18 protein-coding genes are annotated in these 26,469 nt (G+C 58.5%); 6 read left to right on the top strand and 12 right to left on the bottom strand.

What is annotated here, in order from left to right:
* Positions 1-87: 87 nt before the first annotated feature.
* A complete protein-coding gene (locus AC3WP4_RS20895; RefSeq protein WP_074875136.1) occupies positions 88-1,551 on the bottom strand; it encodes a glyceraldehyde-3-phosphate dehydrogenase in 1,464 nt (487 codons plus the stop codon).
* Positions 1,552-1,913: 362 nt separating this feature from the next.
* Here AC3WP4_RS20895 and mfd point away from each other — a divergent pair, with 362 nt between their 5' ends.
* The 3 genes from mfd to AC3WP4_RS20880 are packed head-to-tail and all read left to right on the top strand — an operon-like array spanning position 1,914 to position 8,653.
* Positions 1,914-5,363: a transcription-repair coupling factor gene (gene mfd / locus AC3WP4_RS20890; protein WP_102616074.1), complete on the top strand. Its 3,450-nt coding sequence runs from the start codon at positions 1,914-1,916 to the stop codon at positions 5,361-5,363.
* 10 nt (positions 5,364-5,373) lie between these two features.
* A complete protein-coding gene (locus AC3WP4_RS20885; RefSeq protein ID WP_102616075.1) occupies positions 5,374-5,952 on the top strand; it encodes a CsiV family protein in 579 nt (192 codons plus the stop codon).
* 10 nt (positions 5,953-5,962) lie between these two features.
* On the top strand, positions 5,963-8,653 hold the full coding sequence (locus AC3WP4_RS20880; RefSeq protein WP_102616076.1) for a DEAD/DEAH box helicase: 2,691 nt from the start codon (positions 5,963-5,965) through the stop codon (positions 8,651-8,653).
* 138 nt (positions 8,654-8,791) lie between these two features.
* On the opposite strand, the gene AC3WP4_RS20875 is transcribed toward AC3WP4_RS20880, so the two are convergent.
* The 3 genes from AC3WP4_RS20875 to AC3WP4_RS20865 form a co-directional block, all read right to left on the bottom strand.
* Positions 8,792-12,097: a DEAD/DEAH box helicase gene (locus AC3WP4_RS20875; RefSeq protein WP_102616091.1), complete on the bottom strand. Its 3,306-nt coding sequence runs from the start codon at positions 12,095-12,097 to the stop codon at positions 8,792-8,794.
* 68 nt (positions 12,098-12,165) lie between these two features.
* Positions 12,166-13,164: a beta-N-acetylhexosaminidase gene (gene nagZ / locus AC3WP4_RS20870; RefSeq protein ID WP_173860483.1), complete on the bottom strand. Its 999-nt coding sequence runs from the start codon at positions 13,162-13,164 to the stop codon at positions 12,166-12,168.
* 170 nt (positions 13,165-13,334) lie between these two features.
* On the bottom strand, positions 13,335-14,042 hold the full coding sequence (locus AC3WP4_RS20865) for a TetR/AcrR family transcriptional regulator (protein ID WP_074875128.1): 708 nt from the start codon (positions 14,040-14,042) through the stop codon (positions 13,335-13,337).
* A gap of 229 nt (positions 14,043-14,271) precedes the next feature.
* Here AC3WP4_RS20865 and lexA point away from each other — a divergent pair, with 229 nt between their 5' ends.
* Positions 14,272-14,880 carry a transcriptional repressor LexA gene (gene lexA, locus AC3WP4_RS20860; RefSeq protein ID WP_007933171.1) on the top strand — a complete coding sequence of 203 codons (609 nt, stop codon included), beginning with the start codon at positions 14,272-14,274 and terminating at the stop codon, positions 14,878-14,880.
* Between the two features lie 10 nt (positions 14,881-14,890).
* Positions 14,891-15,364 carry an SOS-induced cell division inhibitor SulA gene (sulA, locus tag AC3WP4_RS20855; protein ID WP_008151409.1) on the top strand — a complete coding sequence of 158 codons (474 nt, stop codon included), beginning with the start codon at positions 14,891-14,893 and terminating at the stop codon, positions 15,362-15,364.
* 94 nt (positions 15,365-15,458) lie between these two features.
* Here the strand turns inward: sulA and AC3WP4_RS20850 are convergent, their stop codons facing one another.
* The 7 genes from AC3WP4_RS20850 to AC3WP4_RS20820 form a co-directional block, all read right to left on the bottom strand.
* A complete protein-coding gene (locus AC3WP4_RS20850) occupies positions 15,459-15,692 on the bottom strand; it encodes a hypothetical protein (RefSeq protein ID WP_008151412.1) in 234 nt (77 codons plus the stop codon).
* A 154-nt stretch (positions 15,693-15,846) separates the two neighbouring features.
* Positions 15,847-16,371, bottom strand: a complete 525-nt coding sequence (locus AC3WP4_RS20845) for a DUF6586 family protein (RefSeq protein ID WP_074875126.1) — start codon at positions 16,369-16,371, stop codon at positions 15,847-15,849.
* Between the two features lie 141 nt (positions 16,372-16,512).
* Complete coding sequence (gene topA, locus AC3WP4_RS20840) at positions 16,513-19,146, bottom strand: type I DNA topoisomerase (RefSeq protein WP_074875124.1); 2,634 nt, start codon at positions 19,144-19,146, stop codon at positions 16,513-16,515.
* A gap of 114 nt (positions 19,147-19,260) precedes the next feature.
* A complete protein-coding gene (locus AC3WP4_RS20835) occupies positions 19,261-19,497 on the bottom strand; it encodes a DUF1653 domain-containing protein (RefSeq protein WP_007933188.1) in 237 nt (78 codons plus the stop codon).
* Positions 19,498-19,596: 99 nt separating this feature from the next.
* On the bottom strand, positions 19,597-20,772 hold the full coding sequence (gene fadA / locus AC3WP4_RS20830) for an acetyl-CoA C-acyltransferase FadA (protein ID WP_046047846.1): 1,176 nt from the start codon (positions 20,770-20,772) through the stop codon (positions 19,597-19,599).
* Between the two features lie 29 nt (positions 20,773-20,801).
* Entirely contained in the window at positions 20,802-22,949 is a 2,148-nt protein-coding gene (gene fadB, locus AC3WP4_RS20825) for a fatty acid oxidation complex subunit alpha FadB (protein ID WP_102616077.1), read from the bottom strand.
* 541 nt (positions 22,950-23,490) lie between these two features.
* On the bottom strand, positions 23,491-23,928 hold the full coding sequence (locus AC3WP4_RS20820) for a hypothetical protein (protein ID WP_074875120.1): 438 nt from the start codon (positions 23,926-23,928) through the stop codon (positions 23,491-23,493).
* A gap of 104 nt (positions 23,929-24,032) precedes the next feature.
* On the opposite strand from AC3WP4_RS20820, the gene AC3WP4_RS20815 reads away from it, so the two are divergent.
* Positions 24,033-24,470, top strand: coding sequence for a universal stress protein (locus tag AC3WP4_RS20815; RefSeq protein ID WP_008151425.1), 438 nt, complete (start codon positions 24,033-24,035; stop codon positions 24,468-24,470).
* 66 nt (positions 24,471-24,536) lie between these two features.
* On the opposite strand, the gene AC3WP4_RS20810 is transcribed toward AC3WP4_RS20815, so the two are convergent.
* Positions 24,537-26,456 carry an ATP-binding cassette domain-containing protein gene (locus tag AC3WP4_RS20810; protein WP_074875117.1) on the bottom strand — a complete coding sequence of 640 codons (1,920 nt, stop codon included), beginning with the start codon at positions 26,454-26,456 and terminating at the stop codon, positions 24,537-24,539.
* Positions 26,457-26,469: the final 13 nt, after the last annotated feature.

Here is a 26,469-nt window from a genome sequence, read left to right as displayed (position 1 = left end):
GCGTTCCCACGCGGAGCGTGGGAACGATCACCGCACAAACAAAAACGCCCCGACCAAAGTCGGGGCGTTTTCATGTGCAGCTAACGCTTAGCGCGGGAATGCTGGCGGGTTTACACCGGCCATGTCTTCCATCACGCGAACCACCTGGCAGCTGTAACCGAATTCGTTGTCGTACCAAACGTACAGAACAACGCGGTTGTCTTGGCTGATGGTTGCTTCAGCGTCCACCACGCCTGCGTGGCGCGAGCCAACGAAGTCGGTGGAAACCACTTCCTGCGAATTGACGTAGTCGATTTGCTTATGCAGGTCGGAGTGCAGCGCCATGTAGCGCAGGTACTCGTTCATTTCTTCACGAGTGGCGGCTTTCTCAAGGTTCAGGTTGAGAATGGCCATCGACACGTTAGGCGTCGGAACGCGGATCGCGTTACCGGTCAGCTTGCCGGCCAGCTCAGGCAGTGCCTTGGCAGCAGCGGTGGCAGCACCGGTCTCGGTGATTACCATGTTCAACGCGGCGCTACGGCCACGACGATCGCCTTTGTGGAAGTTGTCGATCAGGTTCTGGTCGTTGGTGTACGAGTGAACCGTTTCAACGTGACCATTGATGATGCCGAACTTGTCGTTGACAGCCTTGAGCACCGGCACGATGGCGTTGGTGGTGCAGGAAGCCGCGGAAACGATCTTGTCATCAGCGGTGATTTCACCGTGGTTGATGCCGTGAACGATGTTCTTCAGCTTGCCTTTGCCAGGCGCGGTCAGAACAACGCGATCGATACCCGGGCATGCCAGGTGCTGGCCCAGACCGTCGGCGTCACGCCATACACCGGTGTTGTCCACCAGCAGCGCGTCTTTGATGCCGTACTGGGTGTAGTCCACTTCAGTCGGGTTTTTCGCGTAGATAACCTGGATCAGGTTGCCGTTGGCGGTGATGGTGTTGTTGGCTTCATCAATGGTGATGGTGCCATTGAACGAACCGTGTACCGAATCGCGGCGCAGCAGGCTGGCGCGTTTGATCAGATCGTTTTCGGCGCCCTTGCGGACAACGATGGCGCGCAGACGCAGGCCGTCGCCACCACCGGTTTTCTCGATCAGGATGCGCGCCAGCAGACGGCCGATACGACCGAAGCCGTACAGAACAACGTCGGTGCCTTTGCGCGCGGAAACATTTTGCTGACCAACGACGTCAGCCAGTTCTTCACGGACGAACTGCTCGGCAGTACGGCCATTGCCTTCAGCCTTGAATTTGACTGCAAGCTTGCCCAGGTCTACCGAGGCAGCGCCGAGCTTGAGCTCGCTCATTGCCTTGAGCAGCGGGAATGTTTCGTGGACGGACAATTCGCTGTCATCGGACTGGCGATGGCGAGCAAAGCGGTGAGCTTTGAGAATCGCGATGACAGACTGGTTGATCAGACTGCGGCCATAGATCGAGCTCACCACGTTGTTATTGCGGTAGAGCTGACCGATAAGCGGAATCATCGCTTCTGCGAGTGCTTCACGGTCGATCCATTCACCAAGACACTGGTCGGGCTTCTGAGTCACGGGAACCTTCCACATGTAGGGGCAGAAAAAAGGGGCTACATTATGCCGCCGAGTGCCTCCCGTAGCAATGCGCGCTTGTCGCGCGACCAGTAACAAAATCAACTTCAAAAAAATGACGCACGGCTCAAGCCCAATAAAACCGGGGCCTGCAACGCAGTCATTTTTTCGGAGACATCGCTGTCTTGTCTGTAACCCTCCGTAACACCCAATCGTTTTGCCACTACATATTCGGTCTTTTTTACTAAAAAACGGGCCGATTTTGTCTTTACCACTACATTTCGCCCAACCTGCGTAATAGACACATCTGCAACTGACAGGCGGCACCCGGGACCGCTACAATTACCGACTTTGTCGCAACGCTTGGAGCTCAACCTTCCGTGCCCGTTCTGCGTCTACCGCTTCTCCCTGCCGCGGCAGGTAAACAGCACTGGGGCAACCTGCCCGGTGCCGCCCTGAGCCTGGCCATTGCCGAGGCCGCCAGCGCTGCCAAGCGCTTCACCCTGCTGCTGACCGCCGACAGCCAAAGTGCCGAACGGCTGGAACAGGAGCTGAGTTTCTTCGCCCCGGATTTGCCGGTGCTGCATTTCCCGGACTGGGAAACCCTGCCCTACGATCTGTTTTCGCCGCACCAGGACATTATTTCCCAGCGAATCTCCGCGTTGTATCGGTTGCCGGAGCTGAGTCATGGCGTTCTGGTCGTACCGATCACCACGGCCCTGCATCGCTTGGCGCCGACCAAATTCCTGCTCGGCAGCAGCCTGGTGCTCGACATCGGCCAGAAGCTCGATGTCGAGCAAATGCGCACCCGGCTTGAGGCCAGCGGCTATCGCTATGTCGATACCGTCTACGAGCACGGTGAATTTACCGTCCGCGGCTCGCTGATCGATCTGTTCCCGATGGGCAGCAAACTGCCTTTCCGAATTGACCTGTTCGACGACGAAATCGAGACCCTTCGTACCTTCGACCCGGAAAACCAGCGCTCCATCGACAAGGTTGAAACGGTTCGCCTCCTGCCAGCGAGAGAATTTCCGCTGCAAAAGGATGCGGTCACCCGCTTCAAGGCGCGCTTCCGCGAGCGTTTCGATGTCGACTTCCGTCGCTGCCCGATCTTCCAGGACTTGAGCAGCGGGATTACACCGGCCGGTATCGAGTACTACCTGCCGCTGTTCTTCGACGACACTTCCACGCTGTTCGATTACCTGCCCCAGGACACGCAAGTGTTTTCCTTGCCGGGTATCGAGCAGGCGGCGGAAAACTTCTGGAACGACGTGCGCAATCGCTATGAAGAGCGTCGCGTCGATCCGGCCCGTCCTTTATTGCCGCCCGCCGAGTTGTTCCTGCCGGTGGAAGATTGCTTCGCGCGCCTGAAAAACTGGCCGCGCGTGGTTGCCAGTCAACAGGACGTGGAAACCGGCGTCGGCCGCGAGCGCTTCCCCGCTCGAGAGCTGCCGAACCTGGCCATCGAAGCCAAGGCCACCCAACCGTTGGCGGCGCTGGCGGGTTTCCTCGACGAATTTCCCGGTCGCGTGCTGTTTACCGCCGAATCCGCGGGCCGTCGTGAAGTGCTGCTGGAATTGCTCGAACGCCTGAAGCTGCGGCCGAAAACCGTCGACAGCTGGCCGGATTTCGTCGCGAGCAAAGAACGCCTGGCGATCACCATCGCGCCGCTCGACGAAGGCCTGGTGCTCGACGACCCGGCGCTGGCCCTGGTCGCCGAAAGCCCATTGTTCGGTCAGCGCGTGATGCAACGCCGTCGCCGCGAGAAACGCGCCGACGCCAACAATGATGCCGTGATCAAAAACCTCACCGAGCTGCGCGAAGGCGCGCCGGTGGTGCATATCGATCACGGCGTCGGTCGCTATCTCGGGCTGACGATCCTGGAAATCGACAGCCAGGCCGCTGAGTTCCTGACCCTCGAATACGCCGAAAACGCCAAGCTGTACGTGCCGGTGGCCAACCTGCATCTGATCGCCCGCTATACCGGCAGCGACGATGCCCTGGCCCCGCTGCACCGTCTAGGCTCCGAGACCTGGCAGAAAGCCAAACGCAAAGCTGCCGAACAGGTGCGCGACGTGGCCGCCGAGTTGCTCGACATCTATGCCCGCCGCGCCGCTCGCGAAGGCTATGCGTTCGCCGACCCGAAAGCCGATTACGCGACCTTCAGCGCCGGTTTCCCATTCGAAGAAACCCCGGACCAGCAAACCACCATCGACGCCGTGCGCGCCGACATGCTCGCGCCGAAACCGATGGACCGCCTGGTCTGCGGCGACGTTGGCTTCGGCAAGACCGAAGTGGCGATGCGCGCCGCGTTCATCGCGGTACACGGCGGTCGTCAGGTGGCGATTCTGGTACCGACCACCCTGCTCGCCCAGCAACACTACAACAGCTTCCGCGACCGCTTCGCCGATTGGCCGGTGAGCGTGGAAGTGATGAGCCGCTTCAAGTCGACCAAAGAAGTGAATGCCGCGGTCGCGGACCTGGCCGAAGGCAAGATCGACATCGTTATCGGCACACACAAGCTGCTTCAGGACGACGTAAAAATCAAAAACCTGGGGCTGGTGATCATCGACGAAGAGCACCGTTTTGGTGTCCGTCAGAAGGAACAGCTCAAGGCGCTACGCAGTGAAGTCGATATCCTGACCCTGACCGCCACGCCGATTCCGCGCACGCTGAACATGGCCGTGTCGGGCATGCGCGATCTGTCGATCATCGCCACGCCGCCGGCCCGTCGCCTGTCGGTACGCACGTTCGTCATGGAGCAGAACAAGAGCACGGTCAAAGAGGCCTTGCTCCGTGAGCTGTTGCGTGGCGGTCAGGTCTACTACCTGCACAACGATGTGAAGACCATTGAGAAGTGCGCTGCCGACCTCGCCGAACTGGTGCCGGAAGCACGGATCGGCATTGGCCACGGGCAGATGCGCGAACGCGATCTCGAACAAGTGATGAGCGACTTCTACCACAAGCGCTTCAACGTGCTGATCGCCTCGACCATCATCGAGACCGGCATTGACGTGCCGAGCGCCAACACCATCATCATCGAGCGCGCCGACAAGTTCGGCCTGGCGCAGCTGCACCAGTTGCGCGGCCGGGTCGGTCGCAGTCACCACCAGGCTTACGCTTATTTGCTGACGCCGCCGCGCCAGCAAATCACGCCTGACGCCGAAAAACGTCTGGAAGCGATCGCCAATACCCAGGACCTCGGCGCGGGCTTCGTGCTCGCCACCAACGACCTGGAAATCCGTGGTGCCGGCGAATTGCTCGGCGACGGGCAGAGCGGGCAGATCCAGGCCGTCGGTTTCACCCTGTACATGGAGATGCTCGAGCGCGCGGTGAAGTCGATCCGCAAGGGCGAACAACCGAACCTCGACCAGCCGCTCGGCGGTGGTCCGGAAGTCAATCTGCGGGTACCGGCGTTAATTCCCGAGGACTATCTGCCAGACGTACACGCCCGACTGATTCTCTACAAACGCATCGCCTCGGCCACCGACGAGGAAGGCCTCAAGGACTTGCAGGTGGAGATGATCGATCGTTTCGGTTTGCTGCCGGAGCCGACCAAGAACCTGATGCGCATTACCGCGCTGAAATTGCAGGCCGAGATACTGGGCATCAAGAAAGTCGACGGCGGCCCGCAAGGTGGCCGAATCGAGTTCGCGGCACAAACACCGGTCGACCCGCTGACGCTGATCAAGTTGATCCAGAGCCAGCCAAAACGCTACAAATTCGAAGGCGCCACGATGTTTAAATTCCAGGTGCCGATGGAGCGCCCGGAAGAGCGCTTTAATACTGTAGAGGCGCTGTTTGAGCACCTCATTCCGAAAACTGCTTGAAGGACGCCGCATGCGCCTGTTCCGCTCACTGACCTCGTTGACCATGTTATTAACAGCGCTGGTCAGCCCTACGGCATTTGCCGATGACTTGTATCAGATTGAAATGATCCTGGTCCGCCAAAACGCCGTGCCCGCTATCGTCAGCCGCGCCGCGCCGGAAGACTGGGCGGCTGGTGCTCAGCCCATCAGCCCCGACAGCCTGCGCACCCCAAGCCTCAATGCCGAAGTGGAAAAACTCACCGCCAGCAATGAATACACGGTATTGCTGCACAAGGCCTGGCAACAGAACCTTGGCGAAGAGGCCAGCAAAGTTGCGATCAGCGAGGGCAAGGAACAGTTCGGCCAGTTCCCGATCGAGGGCACGCTGAGCATGAAACTGGGGCGTTTCACCGACGTCGACGCCGACTTCTGGGTTAACCAGATCGACGCCAACGGCATGGTCACCGCCAGCGAACGCATGAAACAGGAAAGCCACACCAAGAACGGCCAGTTGAACTTCCTCGACAATGGCCACTTGGGCCTGTTGATCAAGATCACCTCGCTCACCTCCCCTGCGCCTCGGCCAGTCCCCGAAGAAATTCCGGACTGATTGAGTCCTTATGTCAGCGACCCTGAGCAAACCCCTGGCACCTTCCTGGGTCAGCCGATTCAAGGAACAGAGCCTGGAGCGTGGCCGTCGCTACGCTTTGGAGAACCGCGTCAGGATCATCGAGGCCGGTGACGCCACCATCATTGCCGTCTGCGAGGGCTCTGGCGGCAATGTTTACCGTCAGACCATTCGCCTGCGCGAGTCAGCCAAAGCCACGTTGCTGATGATCGACGCCACCTGCACCTGCCCGGTTCACAACAACTGCAAACACTGCGCAGCGGTGCTACTGAAAGTGCAGGAAACCCTGGCCTACCCCGCCGCCGCGCAAGACGCCGAGCTACTCGAGAAACTTCAAGCCGTACTGGAAAACCGTAGCCCGAAGCCCCCGCAAGTACTGGTGGATAACGTGCAGCCGGTGCCGCGCTTGTGGCTGGCGAGCATCGAGTTCAGCGCCTTCGAACCGCGTAACGGCAAGATGCAACGTTACATTCAGCATCGCGCGGCGTTGTCATTCGGCTATCTGGATGAATACGTTTCCGGACAGAAGAACGCCGACATCCTGATTCGCCAGGAGACGCAAACGCTACGGATAAAACGCCACCCGGAAGTCGAACAGACCTACAGGGAGCAACTGCGAATCCTTGGCTTCAAGGTCGCCACCCGGCAAAGCAAAGCCTTGCCGGAAAGCGCCGGCGAACTTTTCGAGATGGTCAACGACAGCGCCTGGCTGACCTTCACCCTCAATGAACTGCCGAAGCTGCGCACCCAGGGTTGGGAGTTGCAGATCGACGAAGACTTCGGCTTCGACCTGACCGCCGTGGACGATTGGTACGCCACCGTAGAACAGGCGCCGGAGCGTGACTGGTTCGATCTGGAGCTGGGAATCATCGTCAACGGCGAACGGCTGAGCCTGCTGCCGATCCTGCTGAACCTGATGCGTTCTCACACCGAGATCCTCAACCCGGAACGCCTTGCACGACGGCGCGACGACGAGTTGATCCTGGTGAACATCCCCAATCGCCCGAACTCCGAGCACGGACCATTGCAAGTCGCCCTGCCCTTCGGCCGATTGAAACCGGTACTGGCGACCCTCGGCGAGTTCTACCTGCAAGAACCCGGCGAAACGACGCTGCGCCTGAGCAAGGCCGATGCCACGCGCCTGAATCCGCTGGAGGACCTGCCGCTGCTTTGGGAGGGCGGCGAGCAAATTCGCACCTTTGCCCAGCGGCTGCGGGACATCAAGGACTTTACCTCGACTGCACCGGAAGGCCTGAACGCGACCTTGCGCCCCTATCAGCTGGAAGGCTTGAGCTGGATGCAGTCGTTGCGACAACTGGAAGTCGGCGGGATTCTCGCGGACGACATGGGGCTGGGCAAAACCCTACAGACCTTGGCGCACATTCTCAGCGAGAAGAACGCCGGACGCCTTGATCGGCCGTGCATGGTGGTGATGCCCACCAGCCTGATCCCCAACTGGCTGGATGAGGCGGCGCACTTCACGCCGCAACTCAAAGTGCTGGCGCTGTACGGTGCCAGTCGCAAAAAGCATTTCGACACGCTGGCCGATTACGACCTGATCCTGACCACCTATGCGCTGCTGCCCAAGGACGTCGAACGTCTCGCCGCGCAACCTTTGCACGTACTGGTTCTGGACGAGGCGCAGTACATCAAGAACCCCAACAGCAAGGCCGCACACGCCGCCCGCGAATTGAATGCCCGTCAGCGTCTGTGCCTGAGCGGCACACCACTGGAAAACCACCTGGGTGAGCTATGGTCGCTGTTTCACTTCCTGCTGCCCGGCTGGCTGGGTGACGTGAAAAGCTTCAACCGCGATTACCGCGTGCCAATCGAAAAGCGCGGCAGCGAAGTACGACTTCAGCACCTCAACGGTCGGATAAAACCGTTCCTGCTGCGTCGAACCAAAGAGCAAGTGGCGACCGAGTTGCCGCCGAAAACCGAAATCATCCATTGGGTCGAGCTCAACGAAGCCCAGCGTGACGTGTACGAAACCATGCGCCTGGCGATGGACAAGAAAGTCCGCGACGAGATCACCCGCAAGGGCGTGGCGCGCAGCCAGATCATCATTCTTGAGGCGCTGCTGAAGCTGCGCCAGGTTTGCTGCGATTTGCGTCTGGTCAACGATGCCACCCTGCCCACACGCGGCAGCACCTCGGGCAAGCTCGACAGCCTGATGGAAATGCTTGAGGAATTGTTCGATGAAGGTCGACGGATCCTGCTGTTCTCGCAGTTCACTTCGATGCTGTCGTTGATTGAAGATGAGCTGAAAAAACGCGGAGTCGATTATGCGCTGCTGACCGGGCAGACCCGCGACCGGCGCGCACCGGTCAAAGACTTCCAGAGCGGCAAGCGTCAGATCTTTCTGATCAGCCTGAAGGCGGGTGGCGTCGGCCTGAACCTGACCGAAGCCGACACGGTGATTCACTACGATCCATGGTGGAACCCGGCGACGGAAAACCAGGCCACTGACCGAGCGTATCGCATTGGCCAGGAGAAACCGGTGTTCGTCTACAAGATGATTGCCCGGGGCACGGTGGAAGAGAAGATTCAGCATCTGCAGAAGGAAAAATCCGACCTGGCGGCTGGCGTGCTGGACGGACGCCAGACCGGGGACTGGAAGTTGCAGAGTGATGATATTGAAGCGTTGTTTGCGCCACTGCCGGACAAGCTGGAAAAGCGCTGAGATAGTCGCCGCCTGGTAGGTCGCTTTCGCGAGCAAGTCGATCGCCTCACCGCCGCTCCCACAGGGTTAACCTCAACCCTGTGGGAGCGTGGCTTGCCCGCGATGGGGTCACCTCGTATTGACTGAAGAAATCAGCTATCAGGACCTGGGTTCAGGCAACGGCGCAAACAACGCTTCAATGTCACTCTGCTCAAGCTTCCACCCTCCGGTCGTCCCACCTTCAAGCACAGCCCCGGCCAACGCCGCCTTCTCCTGTTGCAGTGCCTGTATTTTCTCTTCCACCGTGCCCTTGGCAATCATCTTGTAGACGAACACCGGTTTGTCCTGACCGATCCTGTAAGCACGATCGGTGGCCTGGTTTTCAACAGCAGGGTTCCACCACGGATCGAAGTGAATCACCGTGTCGGCCGCTGTCAGATTAAGCCCCGTGCCACCCGCTTTCAGACTGATCAGGAACAACGGCACCTTGCCGCTCTGGAAGCCTTTGACTGGCGTGCGCCGATCAGTCGTTTCGCCAGTCAACAACGCATAGCCGACGCCACGCTGCAGCAATTCCTCCTCAATCAATGCAAGCATCGAAGTGAACTGCGAAAACAGCAAAATCTTGCGTCCTTCACTGAGTAACTCCTCCAGCATCTCCATCAAACCGATCAACTTGCCGCTGCCCGCACGAAGTGCTTTCGCCGTCAGGGACATTTTGACCAGCCGCAGATCGCAGCACACCTGACGCAACTTCAGCAAAGCGTCGAGGATGATGATCTGGCTACGCGCAACGCCGCTGCGGGCAATTTCATCACGCACCTTTTTGTCCATCGCCACGCGCACGGTTTCATAAACATCCCGCTGCCCATCGCTGAGTTCGATCCAATGCACGATTTCGGTTTTTGGCGGCAACTCGGTGGCGACCTGTTCTTTCTTGCGGCGCAACAGAAAGGGCTTTATGCGGGCAGTCAGGTGCTGCATCCGTTCGCTATTGCCGTGCTTCTCGATCGGGGTGCGGTAGTCACGATTGAAGGTTTTACTGTCGCCCAGCCACCCGGGCAACAGGAAGTGAAACAGTGACCATAGCTCGCCGAGGTGATTTTCCAATGGCGTGCCGGACAGGCACAAACGCTGCCGGGCCTCCAGATCACGGGCAGCCTGGGCAGCTTTGCTGAGCGGATTTTTGATGTTCTGTGCTTCATCGAGAATCAGTACGCTCCAGACCTGTGGTTGCAAAACCTCAAGATCGCGCGGCAATAACGCATACGTGGTCAGCACCAGATCGTATTCGGCAAGGTTGATGAAATCCTTTTGCCGAGTAGCGCCATGCAGCGCCAGGACTTTCAGCTGCGGGGTGAAGCGTGCCGCTTCGTCGAGCCAGTTGGGAATGAGGCTGGTCGGCATCACCGCAAGTGCCGGAACATCGAGTCGCCCTGCCTGCTTCTCGACGAGTAAATGAGCCAGTGTTTGCAGGGTCTTGCCCAGGCCCATGTCGTCGCCAAGAATACCGCCAACCTCAAGCTCACGAAGAGTCTGCATCCAGTTCAGACCTTCAAGCTGATAAGGCCGCAATGTGGCATTGAGGCCTTCCGGAACAGCAACGTTCGCCTGAGTCGATTCACGCAAGCGTTTGGCGAAACTGCGCAAGCGCTCACCGCCCTGCCAGACCAGCGGCAACCCCTCCAGCTCGCTCAGTCGCGCCGCATCAGGAGCGCTCAAGCGTAACGAGGCGCTGCTGCTCCCCCCCAAATACAACTCACCGAGCGTTGCCATCAATGGTTTGATTCGTCCCAGGGACAGCGCAATTTTTATACCTGGCTTGGCACCCAACTGCCCACTGTTGAGATCGATCAGCACTTGATCGTCATCGTCACGCATGGCCAGCTCTGTCGGGTTCAGCAGCTGCGGCTGTCTGCGCAACAATTGCAGCAGGATGGGCAGCAAACTGTGGCGCTCGCCATTGACTACGACACCCAACTGCAGATCGAACCACTCGCGCCCCGGAGATTCCTCGACATCGGCATACCATTCATCTACGGGCTGCACATTGAAATGAAAGCTCTCATCGATACGGATCTGCCAATTTGCCTCTCTGAGCGCCGGGACTACGGACTGCACAAAAGTCAGCCAAGCCGAGTCGTCCGGCAAATCGAACATTTCGCCCGCACTGTCGGGTAGCGCATCACTTTTACGGGTGGCCTTTTTGAAGCCCTGTTTTTGCAAAGCTTGGCGCAAGGCTTTTTCAGCCACGGTTTTGCGTTGGATGCGCTGGGTTTCGGTGCCGGACAGTATCAGTACTTCTGAGGATTTTTTGTCCGCCGCCACGTGCCCGTTATAGGTAAACGCCAAAGCCGCGCGATGTTCAACTTCATGCTTCCAGTTCCTGTAACGGTTAGTGCTTGCAAGCGTCAGGAAGGCTTGGGGTTCGACGTCATCGACGATCCGCTCGGTCAATGCATGCGGTGGAGGCACGACTCGAGTTACAGCACTCATCCGATGGCTGAACTGCATGGCCTGAGGTGCGGGAATGTCAGGGACCAATGACAGATGGCAGGCCAGCTTTCCGTCTAGCTCGCTAAGCAGCGGCCCAACTTCCAGCCGTTCGCGATCCAGGTAGTACAAAGGTTCCAGCGCCAGAACCGTTTCTTCAGACGCTTCCTCACTACGCCACTGAGGACGGAAGCTGCCGCTGAGTTGCTCGGTCCAGGCAAACTGCCCAGACCTGCTCTTTCCAGCTACCAGCGGCTGCAATTGTTCGAAATCGAGATACAGGCGTGAGGTTTTTAATGCCAATTGAAGAACTTCGGCGCCACTGCTGCCCTGCAGGGGATAGCCGCTGTAAAACGAATGTTGGGAGTGGACGGCGACCAGCAATCTTGCGATTCGCAAGTCAAGCTCCGACAGATAGCCGGGCTCGCGCATCAGTGCATCTGACGGCGAGTACACCGATTTGATGTCCTGCAAGCGGCCATCCTTGAGCTGACGAGCCTTGTAGATTTCCAGCAACCACTTGCCTGTGGTGGACGTTGCTTTGAGTTTGTATACCCAGCAAGTGCCAGCGCTCTGCGCAGCCCCCTCGCGATCTGGAACGTCGTGGGGAATATCATTGAGCCAACGCTCCAACTCACGATTCAGTTGAACCGAGGCAGTGCTTTTGAACGAGTCCATCGGCAGTTCTTGCAAGTTGTAAAGCACGGTTGCGCAGTGCTTGCAATTGATCACCACCGGACACGAACAAGAACAAACCAGCTCAAAATCACCATTAGGGTCTTCGATGAGTTCAATGGCTTGTTCGTAAATATTCCCTTGGGAACCTTTGCAGATGGCGAGAACGAGAGCGTCCTCGATTTCGCAGATTTGCACCCGGTTTTCTACAGCGTATCTGCGAGCCTTATTCAGAGCACGATGACTGAACTCCTCCGCCCATGACAGTTCATGAAGTTGCTCAATAATTGCCAGCATCATATTTACACTTCTGAAAGTGATCGCAGTTCGCAGGTATCAAAACTCAGCATGTAAGCCGAAAGGTCTCAATCGATCAGTTGAGCATCTTTGAGCGCGCCCACGGCTGTCAGCCAGCGAGGATCCTGACGGTATTCAGTGCTGGCGTACGACTGGCCGCGCATCCGCGCAATGCGCTCGGACGGCTTTACCTTCAGGCGCTGGGCGGCGCTCAGGGCCAATTCAGCGGCCGCGCGATCGTTGCACACCAGGCCCATGTCGCAACCGGCCGTCAGCGCCGCTTCGATACGGCTGGCAGCATCGCCGACTACGTGGGCACCGGCCATGGACAGGTCATCGCTGAAGATCACGCCGTCAAATTGCAGTTCGCCACGCAGGATGTCCTGCAACCAGCGGCGGGAGAAGCCGGCAGGCTGCGAATCGACTTGCGGATAGATCACGTGGGCCGGCATGACTGCAGCCAATTGCTTGCTCAGTCGGGCGAACGGCACCAGGTCATTGGCGCGGATTTCGTCGAGACTGCGTTCATCAACAGGGATTGCAACGTGGGAATCGGCCTCGGCCCAGCCGTGACCGGGAAAGTGCTTGCCGGTGGCGGCCATCCCGGCGCTGTTCATGCCGCGAATGAAGGCTCCCGCCAGCAACGCTGCACGTTCGGGATCACCTTCGAATGAACGGGTGCCGACCACAGCGCTGCGCTGGAAGTCGAGGTCCAGCACGGGAGCGAAACTCAGATCGAGGCCGACGGCCAGCACTTCAGTCGCCATGATCCAGCCGCACTGCTCGGCGAGGTACTCGGCATTCGGGTTGTCAGCGATGGCGCGCATGGCTGGCAGGCGTACAAAACCCTGACGCAAACGCTGAACCCGGCCGCCCTCCTGGTCGACTGCCAACAGCAGATCGGGACGAATGGCGCGGATTGAGGCGCTCAATTCGCGCACCTGACGCGGGTGTTCGATATTGCGGGCGAAAATGATCAGGCCGCCCACTTCGGGCTGGCGCAACAATTGGCGATCTTCAGCCGTCAGCCAGGTACCGGCGACGTCCACCATCAACGAGCCTTGCAGGCCAGCAGTCATAGAGATTCCTTGATAATGATAAATCCGGCTCGCACAAAATCGCCGCCATGGGCAATGCCCGGCAGGTCGGCGATACAAATGGGGAGCGGGTTCAAAACGAGAGTCGGCATGGGCGGCTAGCTTAGCGGATGTCAGCTGCCGCGCCCACCCGTGCGCAGTTAAACCTTGGCGACGGCCGGGGTCGATTTGCTGCGTGGACGCAACTGCGCGGTGGCCATGGCCGTGTCGGTGACCCCGGTTTCGGCGCGCATGCCAGCCGCCAGGAACGGCACCATCAGACGCATTACTTGCTCAATGGAGGTGTTGACGCCGAAGTCGGTCTCGGCAATTGCGCGCAGGGCCTTGATACCGGACATGCTGAATGCGGCGGCACCGAGCATGAAGTGCACGCGCCAGAACAACTCGATCGGCGGGATACGCGGCGCAGCTTCGTTGACCAACATCATGTAGCGGCGGAACACCTTGCCGTACATGTCTTCCAGATAACGCCGCAAGTGCCCTTGGCTCTGACTGAAAGCCAGGCCCAGCAATCGCATGAAAATCGACAGATCGTTGCCGCTACGTGGCTGCACCACCAGAGCTTGCTCGACGAGGATTTCCAGCAGCTCCTCTAGCGTCGGCTTGTTCTCCGGCTTGGCCTGACGCCGCTCGAGCTCTTTATCGAGGCTCAAGCAGAACGGCCCGAGAAAGCGCGAGAAAACTGCCTGGATCAAGGCCTTCTTTGAACCGAAGTGATAGTTCACCGCCGCCAGATTGACACCGGCCTTGCTGGTGATCAGACGCAATGAGGTTTCAGCAAAACCTTTTTCCGCGAACAATTGCTCGGCAGCATCAAGAATGCGTTCAACGGTTTCCGACTGGGCCATGGCTACTCCGCCTGACAAACACTTGTTTGAAACATACGTTTCAGCCCAGGCCTTGTCAAGCCTGACGGTTCGTTTTGGGAATGGCCGGTCAGCTATTTAACCATACAACTCGCAAGCGTGAATCAGCGTGCTCATCGACCGTCTGGCGGTCGGCAAAAAAAGGAGCATTGCCAAGACCGTTTCACTGTATATAATCCCAGTCACTGTATAAAAAGACAGAGCGATCATTATGCTAAAGCTGACGCCACGCCAAGCAGAGATTCTGGCCTTCATCAAACGCTGCCTCGAAGACAACGGCTACCCACCCACCCGCGCGGAAATCGCTCAGGAACTGGGCTTCAAGTCACCCAATGCGGCAGAAGAACATCTCAAGGCGCTGGCCCGCAAGGGAGCGATCGAGATGACACCCGGTGCTTCCCGTGGCATTCGCATTCCCGGCTTTGAAGCCAAGGCCGACGAGTCCACCTTGCCGATCATTGGCCGAGTGGCTGCCGGTGCTCCGATCCTAGCCCAGCAGCACATCGAAGAGTCTTGCAACATCAACCCGTCGTTCTTCCATCCTCGCGCCGACTATCTACTTCGGGTTCATGGCATGAGCATGAAGGATGTAGGCATTTTCGACGGTGACCTGCTGGCAGTGCACACCACCCGAGAAGCCCGCAACGGCCAGATTGTAGTAGCTCGGATCGGCGACGAAGTGACCGTCAAGCGTTTCAAGCGCGACGGCAGCAAGGTCTGGTTGATCGCCGAAAACCCTGAATTCGCCCCTATCGAAGTGAACCTGAAAGATCAGGAACTGGTGATCGAAGGCTTGAGTGTCGGCGTCATTCGCCGCTAAAGGAGGCTTTATGCAGTTCCCACATACATCACAACAAGCCCAACTGCCGTTGTTCGAGGCTTTCATGGTGCAGCCATTGGCGCCGATCCTGAAAGATGTGGTCGAGTCACCCTGGAGCGCCGAGCCCGAAGTCTTCAGTGAGCTGTCGCTGCGTGGTGCCGCCGGGAACTGCCTGAACCTTCTGGCGCCGATTCTCAGGGAACTGAGCCAGGACCAGGACGCGCGCTGGCTAACGCTGATCGCGCCACCCGCCAGCCTGACCCAGGCCTGGTTGCGGGACGCCGGCCTTAACCGCGAACGCATCCTGCTGCTGCAACCGCGCGGCACTCAGAGCGCACAGCAACTGACCTGCGAGGCCTTGCGCCTGGGCCGCAGCCACACGGTGGTCAGCTGGCTCAACCCTTTGAGCACAACTTCACGGCAACAGCTGATCAGCGCCGCCCGGATCGGGGACGCACAAAGCCTGAATATTCGATTGGGTTAACTGACAAACAATGCGCGCGTTGAACAACGCGGGGCTTCTCCAAGGATAGAGAAGCCAAACTGTAGCGAGATCAGCAAAAAACCGACGGGCGGGATCAATGAAGAACCCGAGACGCCTCGTCTGTATTGAAATCGCCTTCAACCAAGCGTCCGGCCATCTGAACGCCGACGCTCAACATCGCCTTGGCGACTTCCACGTGCTGACCCTGCAGAAACGCTTTGGCATCCTCGGAGAAATCCAAAGTAACCAGAGAACCCTCGTCCTCAGCCCTGCGCAGCTCAATACGGCCGTCTGGTAACTCGACAATTTCTAGAAAGGACGTTGGCATAAAGGTCTGTTCTCCACGAAAGGCGGGGATTATATAGGCATCGGCCAGGCTTCGCTCGGGATCTTGACCAGATGCCATCATATAGAGAAAGGTCCGACAGCTCTCAGACCTGAACGGACAACCCACCGGGCCATCCATTATTCCGCTCTATCCTTCAGCACTCGTTCAGGCCTTCACGAAACCGAATCGCCAGTCCCTTGAGATTCTGACGCCAGCTCTCCAGCTCTTCCCGGCTCAGCTCCTGCGGAGCCTCTTCTTCATCCAGGTTAACGGCCAGGATCAGCGGCTGCGTCACGTCACCCTTAGGCTTGTGCGGCGCCCGAGGCGGCTGAAACAGCGCAGCATGAGCTGCCAGCAGTTTGGCCAGCCAGGTTTCCGGATTATTGGCCAACTCGACCATCTCGGCCATTTCCGGAATCGCAATGGCTTCAAGCACTTCGCGCGTCAGCAGCAACTCGGCCCGAGGCGCGTTGGCTTGAGGCAAGCGATAGAAACCGGCGATTTCATGGCACAGCCCAAGCAATGCACCGTAAAGGTGAAATAACGCCGATTCACGTCCGGCCTGGATCAGCGCCAGGGAATTCATCGCCCGCCCCTCTTCGGCTCTGGCGAGCGCTTCCAGCGACAGGCCGGCGAAGTAAATCTTCTGGTTGGTACGGGTATAGAGTTCGTGGGCCATGACGGCAGCCTCCACAACGAAATAATTGCTTCACGCAGGTCAGACAGTGTCGTGGATCAGCTCCGCTTCCCGCAAGCACAAAACAAAAAGGCCGCATGAAAACCCGAGGGTTGTCATGCGGCCTTTTGTGTTCAGCGCCTTTTAAGCCTTGGCAGTCTTCGCCGGGCGCTTGTCTTCAACTGTCCACTTGCCGCCGTCGTAGTAGGCTTTCCAGCCAGTAGGCTTACCCTCGACTTCAGTCTGCACGTACTGCTCTTTGGTTTTACGGCTATAACGGATCACCGCAGGCAGGCCGTCCGGATCTTTCTTCGGTGCTTCGCAGAGGAAGTGGTACTTCGGATCGATCTCATCCTTGTGCGGCACAATTTCCATGACCAGCGGAGCTCGGGTCTCGCGGTTTTTCGGGAATTGACTGGCCGCCAGGAACAGGCCGGAAGCACCGTCGCGCAGGATGTAAGTGTCGTTGACCTTTTCGCATTTCAGCTCAGGCATCTTCACCGGATCCATCTTCGGCGGTGCTGCATCACCGCTTTTCAACAGTTTGCGGGTGTTCTTGCACGTCGCGTTGGTGCAACCGAAGAACTTGCCGAAACGGCCGGTCTTGAGCTGCATCTCGCTGCCGCACTTGTCGCACTCCAGGCTCGGACCTTCGTAGCCCTTGATGCGATAGGTGCCCTCTTCGATTTCGTAGCCAGAGCAATCCGGGTTGTTACCGCAGATGTGCAGCTTGCGTTTCTCATCCAGCAGGTAAGCGTCCATCGCCGTACTGCAGATCGGGCAGCGATGCTTGCCACGCAGCACCAGCGATTCCGATTCACCTTCGTCGTCCGCCGCGATTTCATCACCCGGCACCAGGTTGACCGTAGCCTTGCAGCGCTCTTTCGGCGGCAGGCTGTAGCCCGAGCAGCCGAGGAACACGCCGGTCGATGCGGTGCGAATCTGCATCGGACGACCGCACAACACACACGGAATATCAGTCATTACCGGCTGATTGGCGCGCATTCCGCCTTCGGCGCTTTCGGCTACTTCGAGCTTCTTCTTGAAGTCGCCATAGAACTCATCGAGTACGTTCTTCCAGTCGCGCTCACCCTGGGCCACGTCATCGAGGTTCTCTTCCATGCCGGCAGTGAAGCCGTAGTCCATGAGATTGGAGAAGCTTTCGGCCAGACGTTCGGTAACGATGTCGCCCATTTTTTCCGAGTAGAAACGACGGTTGTGCAGCGCAACGTAGCCACGATCCTGGATCGTCGAAATGATCGCCGCGTAGGTCGAAGGACGACCGATGCCGCGTTTTTCCATTTCTTTAACCAGGCTCGCTTCCGAGTAACGCGCCGGCGGCTTGGTGAAGTGCTGGGTCGGATCAAGCTTGATCAGCTTCATCGCGTCGCCCTGAGCCATGTCCGGCAACACGTCGTCATCGCCAGGCTTGGCAATTTGCGGCATGACGCGGGTGTAACCGTCGAATTTCAGGATCCGTCCTTTGGCACGCAACTCGAAATCGCCGGCACCGACGGTGACAGTGGTCGACAGGTATTGGGCCGGCAGCATCTGGCAAGCGAGGAACTGGCGCCAGATCAGCTCATAGAGCCGCTCAGCATCGCGCTCCATGCCCGACAGCTTGCTTGGCTCGGTATTGGCATCGGAGGGACGAATCGCTTCGTGAGCCTCTTGTGCGCCTTCCTTGCTGCTGTAGACGTTCGGGTTTTCCGGCAGGTACTTCTTGCCGAACTCGCCTTCAATATAAGTACGCGCCATCGTCACGGCATCAACCGAGAGATTGGTGGAGTCGGTACGCATGTAAGTGATGTAGCCGGCTTCGTACAAACGCTGGGCCATCATCATGGTTTTCTTCACGCCGAAGCCCAGGCGGTTACTCGCGGCCTGTTGCAGGGTGGAAGTGATGAACGGTGCCGACGGCTTGCTGCTGGTCGGTTTGTCTTCGCGCTTGACGATGCTGTAGCTGGAAGCCTTGAGCTTTTCCAGTGCGGCCATGGCCTGGGTTTCGTTCAGCGGCTTGAAGGCTTCGCCTTTCTCGCGCGCCACATCAAAACGCACAGTCGCGCCCTTGGCGGTGCCGAGGTCGGCATGAACTTCCCAGTACTCTTCCGGGTTGAACGCGCGAATTTCACGCTCACGCTCAACCACCAGCTTCACGGCAACCGATTGCACGCGACCGGCGGACAGGCCACGGGCGACTTTGGCCCACAGCAGCGGCGAAACCATGTAACCCACCACGCGGTCGAGGAAACGACGCGCCTGCTGGGCGTTTACACGGTCGATGTCCAGCTCGCCCGGCTTGGAGAAGGCTTCCTGAATCGCCTTCTTGGTGATTTCGTTGAACACCACGCGCTTGTAGCGGCTGTCATCACCACCGATGGCTTCGCGCAGGTGCCAGGCAATGGCTTCCCCCTCGCGATCCAAGTCGGTTGCGAGATAGATGGTGTCAGCATCTTTGGCGAGCCGTCGTAGCTCTTCGATGACCTTTTCCTTGCCCGGGAGGATCTCGTACTTGGCTTTCCAGCCATGATCGGGATCGACACCCATGCGCGAGACCAGCTGCTTGCGCGCCTTCTCTTTCGGCGTGAGCACCGGACCTTCACCCGCGGCGGCCTTGCCGCGCTTGGCGGCGGGCTCTTTGCTGGCGCTAGCCGAACCGCTGGTGGGCAGGTCTCGGATATGGCCGATACTCGACTTCACCACGTATTGGTTACCCAGATACTTGTTGATGGTCTTGGCCTTAGCCGGGGATTCCACAATGACCAGCGATTTGCCCATGGATCAGAAAATTCCTGAATTCTAGAAGTGAAAGGCGGTTGGCGCCTGACGCGGCACCGCTATATATAGTGGCTACAAGGTGAGGTCAAGCGCAGGGTTCTGCGCGCACTCCCCTTATGGCTGCGGAAATATGCTCGGTTCGGCTTGCACCAAAGCAAAGCGTGGCACCTGTTCGCCGTCAACCTCGACCGACTCCAGGAACATGCTCAAGGGGCGCACCCAAAAGCCGTAATCGCCATACAGGGCTTGGTAGAACACCACTTCTTCTTCGGTTTCCGAATGCCGCGCAACACTGAATACGCGGTACTGCGGACCTTTGTAATGTTGGTAGAGCCCAGGTTGTATCGGCATGGTTTGGCCCTCGCTCAAATCTTTTCAAAATAAAAACAAAAATAAATTCAGAAAAACAAAAACCGGGGCACTTGGCCCCGGCTTCCTTCGACGAAACGCTTAAACGCGTTCGAAGACGGTGGAGATGCCTTGGCCGAGACCAATGCACATGGTAGCTACCCCGAAGGTGCCGCCATTTTGCTTCATCACGTTCAGCAGAGTGCCGGAGATACGCGCACCGGAGCAACCAAATGGGTGACCCAGGGCAATCGCACCGCCGTGCAGGTTAACCTTCTCGTTCATCTTGTCGAGTACTTTCAAATCTTTCAGCACTGGCAGGGCCTGTGCGGCGAAAGCTTCGTTGAGCTCAAAGAAGTCGATATCGTTAATGCCAAGACCCGCGCGCTTCAGTGCTTTTTGTGTGGCCGGTACTGGACCATAGCCCATGATCGCCGGGTCCACACCTGCCACTGCCATCGAACGAATCACCGCCATAGGCTGAATGCCCAGGTCCTGTGCACGCTGCGCCGACATCACGATCATGCACGAAGCACCGTCGGTGATTTGCGACGAAGTACCGGCTGTCACGGTGCCGCCCTTAGGATTGAAAGCAGGCTTGAGAGCCGCCAGGCTTTCCAGGGTGGTTTCCGGACGAATGGTTTCGTCGTAGTCGAACAGTTTCAGGAAACCGTTCTCGTCGTAGCCCTGCATCGGGATGATTTCGTCTTTGAACTTGCCTTCCAGTGTCGCCTTGTGAGCGAGCTGGTGGGAGCGCACGCCGAAAGCGTCCTGTTGTTCGCGACTGATGCCGTGCATTTTGCCGAGCATTTCTGCGGTCAAACCCATCATGCCCGAGGCTTTCGCCGCGTACAGGGACATGTGCGGGTTCGGATCGACACCGTGCATCATGCTCACGTGACCCATATGCTCGACGCCGCCAACCACGAACACGTCACCGTTGCCGGTCATGATCGCTTGCGCAGCAGTGTGCAGAGCGCTCATCGACGAACCACACAGACGGCTGACGGTCTGGCCGGCAGCGGTGTGCGGGATCTGAGTCATCAGGGACGCCATGCGAGCGATGTTCCAGCCCTGCTCCAGGGTCTGGTTCACACAGCCCCAGATCACGTCTTCGACTTCGCCCGGATCAACCTTGACGTTGCGTTCCAGCAATTTGCTGATCAGGTGCGCCGACATGTCTTCAGCGCGGGTGTTGCGGTGCATGCCGCCCTTGGAGCGGCCCATCGGAGTACGACCGAAGTCGACAATCACGACGTCTCTAGGATTCAAGCTCATATATTCACTCTCACTCTAGTTGGGGGCGCTTAACCGAAGAACCGCTGGCCGGTTTTGGCCATTTCGCGCAGTTTTGCGGTCGGGTGGTACAGCGCGCCCAAATCAGCGTACTGGTCAGCCAGGGCAACGAACTCTGCAACACCCATCGAATCGATGTAGCGCAGCGCACCGCCACGGAATGGAGGGAAACCGATACCGTAGACCAGGCCCATGTCGGCTTCTGCAGCGGTTTCGACAATGCCGTCTTCCAGGCAACGCACGGTTTCCAGGCACAGCGGGATCATCATCCAGTTGATGATGTCTTCGTCGGTGACTTCACGCTGCTCGAACACGATTGGCTTAAGCACTTCCAGTACCGACGGATCGGCGAGTTTCTTCTGCTTGCCGCGCTTGTCAGTCTCGTAGGCGTAGAAGCCCTTACCGTTTTTCTGACCCAGGCGCTTGGCTTCGTAGAGCACGTCGATGGCCGAACGACGGTCGTCTTTCATGCGGTCCGGGAAGCCTTCAGCCATCACGTCGCGACCGTGGTGACCGGTGTCGATGCCGACCACGTCCATCAGGTACGCCGGGCCCATTGGCCAGCCGAATTTTTCCATGACCTTGTCGATGCGCACGAAATCTACGCCGGCGCTGACCAGCTTGGCGAAACCGCCGAAGTACGGGAACAGCACGCGGTTGACCAGGAAGCCCGGGCAGTCGTTGACGACGATCGGGTTCTTGCCCATTTTCTTGGCGTAGGCAACGGTGGTGGCAACGGCCACTTCGCTGGACTTCTCGCCACGGATCACTTCAACCAGCGGCATCATGTGCACCGGGTTGAAGAAGTGCATGCCGACGAAGTTTTCCGGACGCTTGAGGGCTTTGGCCAGCAAGCTGATGGAAATGGTCGAGGTATTGGACGCGAGGATGGTGTCCTCTTTGACCTTGCCTTCGACTTCAGCCAGAACGGCTTGCTTGACCTTCGGATTCTCGACAACGGCTTCGACGACCAGGTCGACGTGACCGAAATCACCGTAGGACAGGGTCGGACGAATGCCATTGAGCACTTCGGCCATTTTCGCCGGGGTCATGCGACCTTTATCAACGCGGCCCACCAGCAATTTGGCAGCTTCTGCCAGACCTTGCTCGATGCCGTGCTCGTTGATGTCCTTCATCAGGATCGGCGTACCTTTGGAGGCCGACTGATAAGCGATACCGCCGCCCATGATGCCAGCGCCCAATACGGCAGCCTGCTTCACTTCCTTGGCGATTTCGTCGTAGGCCTTGGCCTTTTTCTTCAGCTCCTGATCGTTCAGGAACAGCCCGATCAAGCTCTGCGCGGCAGAAGTCTTGGCCAGTTTGACGAAACCATTGGCTTCGACTTCCAGCGCCTTGTCGCGACCGAAGTTCGCGGCTTTCTGGATAGTCTTGATCGCTTCGACCGGTGCCGGGTAGTTCGGGCCCGCCTGACCGGCCACGAAACCCTTGGCGGTTTCGAACGACATCATCTGTTCAATGGCGTTGAGCTTGAGCTTTTCGAGCTTCGGCTGACGCTTGGCCTTGTAGTCGAACTCGCCGGAAATGGCGCGTTTGATCAGCTCCAGAGCAGCTTCCTGCAGTTTCTCAGGGGCAACCACTGCGTCGACTGCGCCGACTTTCAGCGCGTCTTCAGGGCGGTTTTCCTTGCCGGCGGCAATCCATTCGATGGCGTTATCGGCACCGATGATGCGCGGCAGGCGCACGGTACCGCCGAAGCCCGGGTAGATGCCCAGCTTGACTTCCGGCAGACCGATCTTGGCCTTGGTGGACATGACGCGGTAGTCCGCCGCCAGGCACATTTCCAGACCGCCACCCAGGGCGATGCCGTTGATCGCGGCGACAGTCGGGACGTTGAGGTCTTCGAAATCGCTGAAAATCTTGTTGGCTTCCAGATTGCCAGCAACAAGCTCTGCATCAGGCAGCTTGAAGTTCTCGACAAATTCGGTGATGTCGGCGCCGACGATGAACACGTCCTTGCCACTGCTGACGATCACACCCTTGATCGAAGCATCTGCCTTGATGGTGTCTACGGCCTGACGCAGTTCGTTCAGGGTTAGACGGTTGAACTTGTTGACGGACTCACCCTTGAGGTCGAATTTCAATTCGACGATGCCACTTTCAAGAGCCTTAACCGTGATGGCTTTACCTTCGTAAATCATCAACTGATCTCCACGATATGGAAGCTGAACAGTACACGTCGGACGCAGGCGAATGGTTCGGCAGGGACGTTTAACGTCAATGCTACGCCCATTCACCCGGCACACCCGCCAACGCGATAGTCGGGATTCTGTAGGAGCGGTCTGTAATACAAACGCTCAATTCATACGCCCGTTTGATTTGGGTACGTCACCTTCACGGAATTTCCGACAATTGTCAATCGCCCAAAATACTGGTTGAAACGCGACTTTCCGGTCATTTCCGTACCGCGAAGCCCTGCAACACGCGTCTGCATGTAAGGCCATTCATAGGATCAATAGTTAGAAAAGTCGCCCTAATTCGAAGCAGCCTTTGTTTAACAGGCTACGCTGGCGGGACCTTGTGGAAAAAAACATGAACGCTTTTGGCGAATGCCCAGCGTAAGATCAGTGTCACCCAGAATTACCGGCCTGCCTGGCCAACTCCAGCCCGATGATGATGTCGGGCTTTTTATTGCCTGTCTGCCGGAAATTTCGCGCCATTGCGGCGCGAAATTTCCGTGATTTATGCCAGCGCCTTCAGCACCGCATCAATATCCTGCAAAACCGTCGCTTCGCCCTTCTCACCCCAATACAACGTGATCATCTGCTTGTCTGCTTCGACCTTGTAAACGTTGTCGGGCAATTTTTCGAAATGAATCAGCAACGCTGGCTCCTCGCAGACCTCCTGCCACTGATTGACCCACACACCCGGCGCTTTTTGCCAGTAACTCCAGCACGCCGGCCGATTGCCACGCCGCGGTCGATGGTATTGGGCGCAAGGGCTCGGCGGCTCCTTGCTCAGCCAGTGCGGCCAGTCCTGAGGCGCCAGCTGCATCGCCAATCCGATACGCCTCGCCTCCATGCGCAAGGCCATGCGCCCGCTCTGGTGGCGGGACGGACGCAACCATGCCAGCGGACTCAGAACCACCAACAAGATTGACACCACTATCCAGACCGTCATATCTGTACTCCCGATTCTTGATGAGCGCATTGGGTCACTGTGGAAACAATGCGCTTGAAACCAGCCATACTTACCAATATTGCAACCCTCAGGAGGAGCACCTCATGCCCTACAACCACATTCTGGTCGCTGTAGATCTAACCGAAGAGTGCGATCCTGTAATCCACCGCGCTCGCGAACTGTCAGTGAGCAACGGGGCGAAGCTGTCCCTGGTGCATATTGTCGAACCGATGGCCATGGCCTTTGGCGGCGACGTCCCCATGGACCTGTCACAACTGCAACAACAGCAGTTCGATCAGGCCAAGGAACGCCTGGACCGACTGATCGTGAAGTATCCGGAACTCTCCAAGGAATACAGCCACCTGACCTACGGCCAGCCACGCCAGGAGATCCACCACCTGGCCAAGGAACAGACCTGCGACCTGATCGTGGTGGGCAGCCATGGCCGACACGGCCTGGCATTGCTGCTGGGCTCGACTGCCAATGACGTGCTGCACGGTGCGCCTTGTGATGTGCTCGCGGTGCGCCTGATCAAAAGCTAAACCACAGCACTTACGAAAAGCCCGGCGCTCATCACTGAACGCCGGGCTTTTTTATAGCAGGATCAATCAGGCATCCAGCTCGGCCCAACGCTCGACCATTACGTCGTGCTCAGCCTGCAACTGCTCCAACTGAGCAATCACGGCAGCGGTCTCGGCCGCAGGACGCTGATAAAAACCGGCATCGGCCATTTGCGCCTCGACGGTAGCGATCTGCTGCTCCATGGCTTCGATCTGGCCCGGCAACATTTCCAGCTCACGCTGCAACTTGTAGCTGAGCTTCTTCTTCGCCACCGGCGCTTCGACTGCAGCAGCAACTGGCGCAGCTTCGGCCGTCACGACAGCAGAGGTCAGGTCGGCTTTGCCGGACTTGCTCTCGGTCACGCCCAGCAGGCGCGGCGAGCCGCCCTGACGCAGCCAGTCCTGATAACCACCGACGTATTCGCGAACCTTGCCTTCACCTTCGAAGACCAGGGTACTGGTGACCACGTTGTCGAGGAACGCCCGGTCGTGACTGACCATCAGCACGGTGCCGTTGAAGGTCAGCAAGACCTCTTCCAGCAACTCGAGGGTTTCGACGTCGAGGTCGTTGGTCGGTTCATCGAGGACCAGCAGGTTCGCCGGTTTGCTGAACAGTTTCGCCAGCAGCAGACGGGCACGCTCACCACCGGACAGCGCCTTCACCGGCGTGCGGGCACGCTGCGGGCTGAACAGGAAATCGCCGAGGTAGCTCAGCACGTGGCGGCTCTGACCATCGATATCGATGAAGTCGCGACCTTCCGCAACGTTGTCAATTACGGTCTTTTCCAGGTCCAGCTGATGGCGCAACTGGTCGAAGTAGGCCACGTCGATGCGCGTCCCTTCTTCCACTGTGCCGCTGGTTGGCTGCAGACCGCTGAGCATCAGCTTCAGCAGTGTGGTTTTGCCGGTGCCGTTGGCGCCGAGCAGACCGATACGGTCGCCGCGCTGCAGGACCATCGAGAAATCCTTGATCAGGAACGGGCCGCCCGGGTGAGCGAAGCTTACGTTCTCGAGGACCATCACCTGCTTGCCGGACTTGTCGGCGGTATCCAGCTGGATGTTGGCCTTGCCGGTGCGCTCACGACGCTCGCTACGCTCGTTGCGCAGGGCTTTGAGGGCGCGGACGCGGCCTTCGTTACGGGTGCGGCGAGCCTTGATGCCCTGGCGGATCCAGACTTCTTCCTGGGCCAGTTTTTTGTCGAACAGCGCGTTGGCGGTGTCTTCCGCGGCCAGCGAGGCTTCCTTGTGCACGAGGAAGCTGGCGTAGTCGCCGTTCCAGTCGATCAGGCCACCGCGATCCAGTTCGAGAATGCGGGTCGCGAGGTTCTGCAGGAATGAACGGTCGTGCGTGATGAACAGCACGGCGCCCTGGAAATCCTTCAGCGCTTCTTCGAGCCAGGCAATTGCACCGATGTCCAGGTGGTTGGTCGGTTCGTCGAGCAACAGCAGATCGGGTTCGGAAACCAGAGCCTGAGCCAGCAGGACGCGACGACGCCAGCCGCCGGACAACTCGGCGAGGGTCTTGTCGGCCGGCAACTGCAGACGGCTCAAGGTGCTGTCGACCAATTGCTGCAAACGCCAGCCGTCACGGGCTTCGAGGTCGTGCTGGACGTGCATCAGTTTGTCCAGATCGGCGTCGGTGACGATGTTCTGGCTCAGGTGGTGATACTGCGCGAGCAGTTCGCCGACACCGTCCAGGCCTTCAGCCACCACGTCGAACACGGTCCGCTCGTCGGCTACCGGCAATTCTTGCGGCAATTCGCCAATCTTGAGGCCGGGTGCGCGCCAAACGGAGCCGTCATCGGGCTTCTGGTCGCCCTTGACGAGCTTCATCATGCTGGACTTGCCAGTGCCATTGCGGCCGATGATGCACACCCGCTCACCACGGGCGATCTGCCAGGACACCTTGTCCAACAACGGCGTAGAGCCGAAAGCAAGGGACACATCGCTGAATTTGAGCAGGGTCATGAGCTTCTCCAAA

This window comes from Pseudomonas sp. FW305-20, from assembly GCF_058788075.1.
This window is presented reverse-complemented; position numbering and strand designations above follow the sequence as displayed.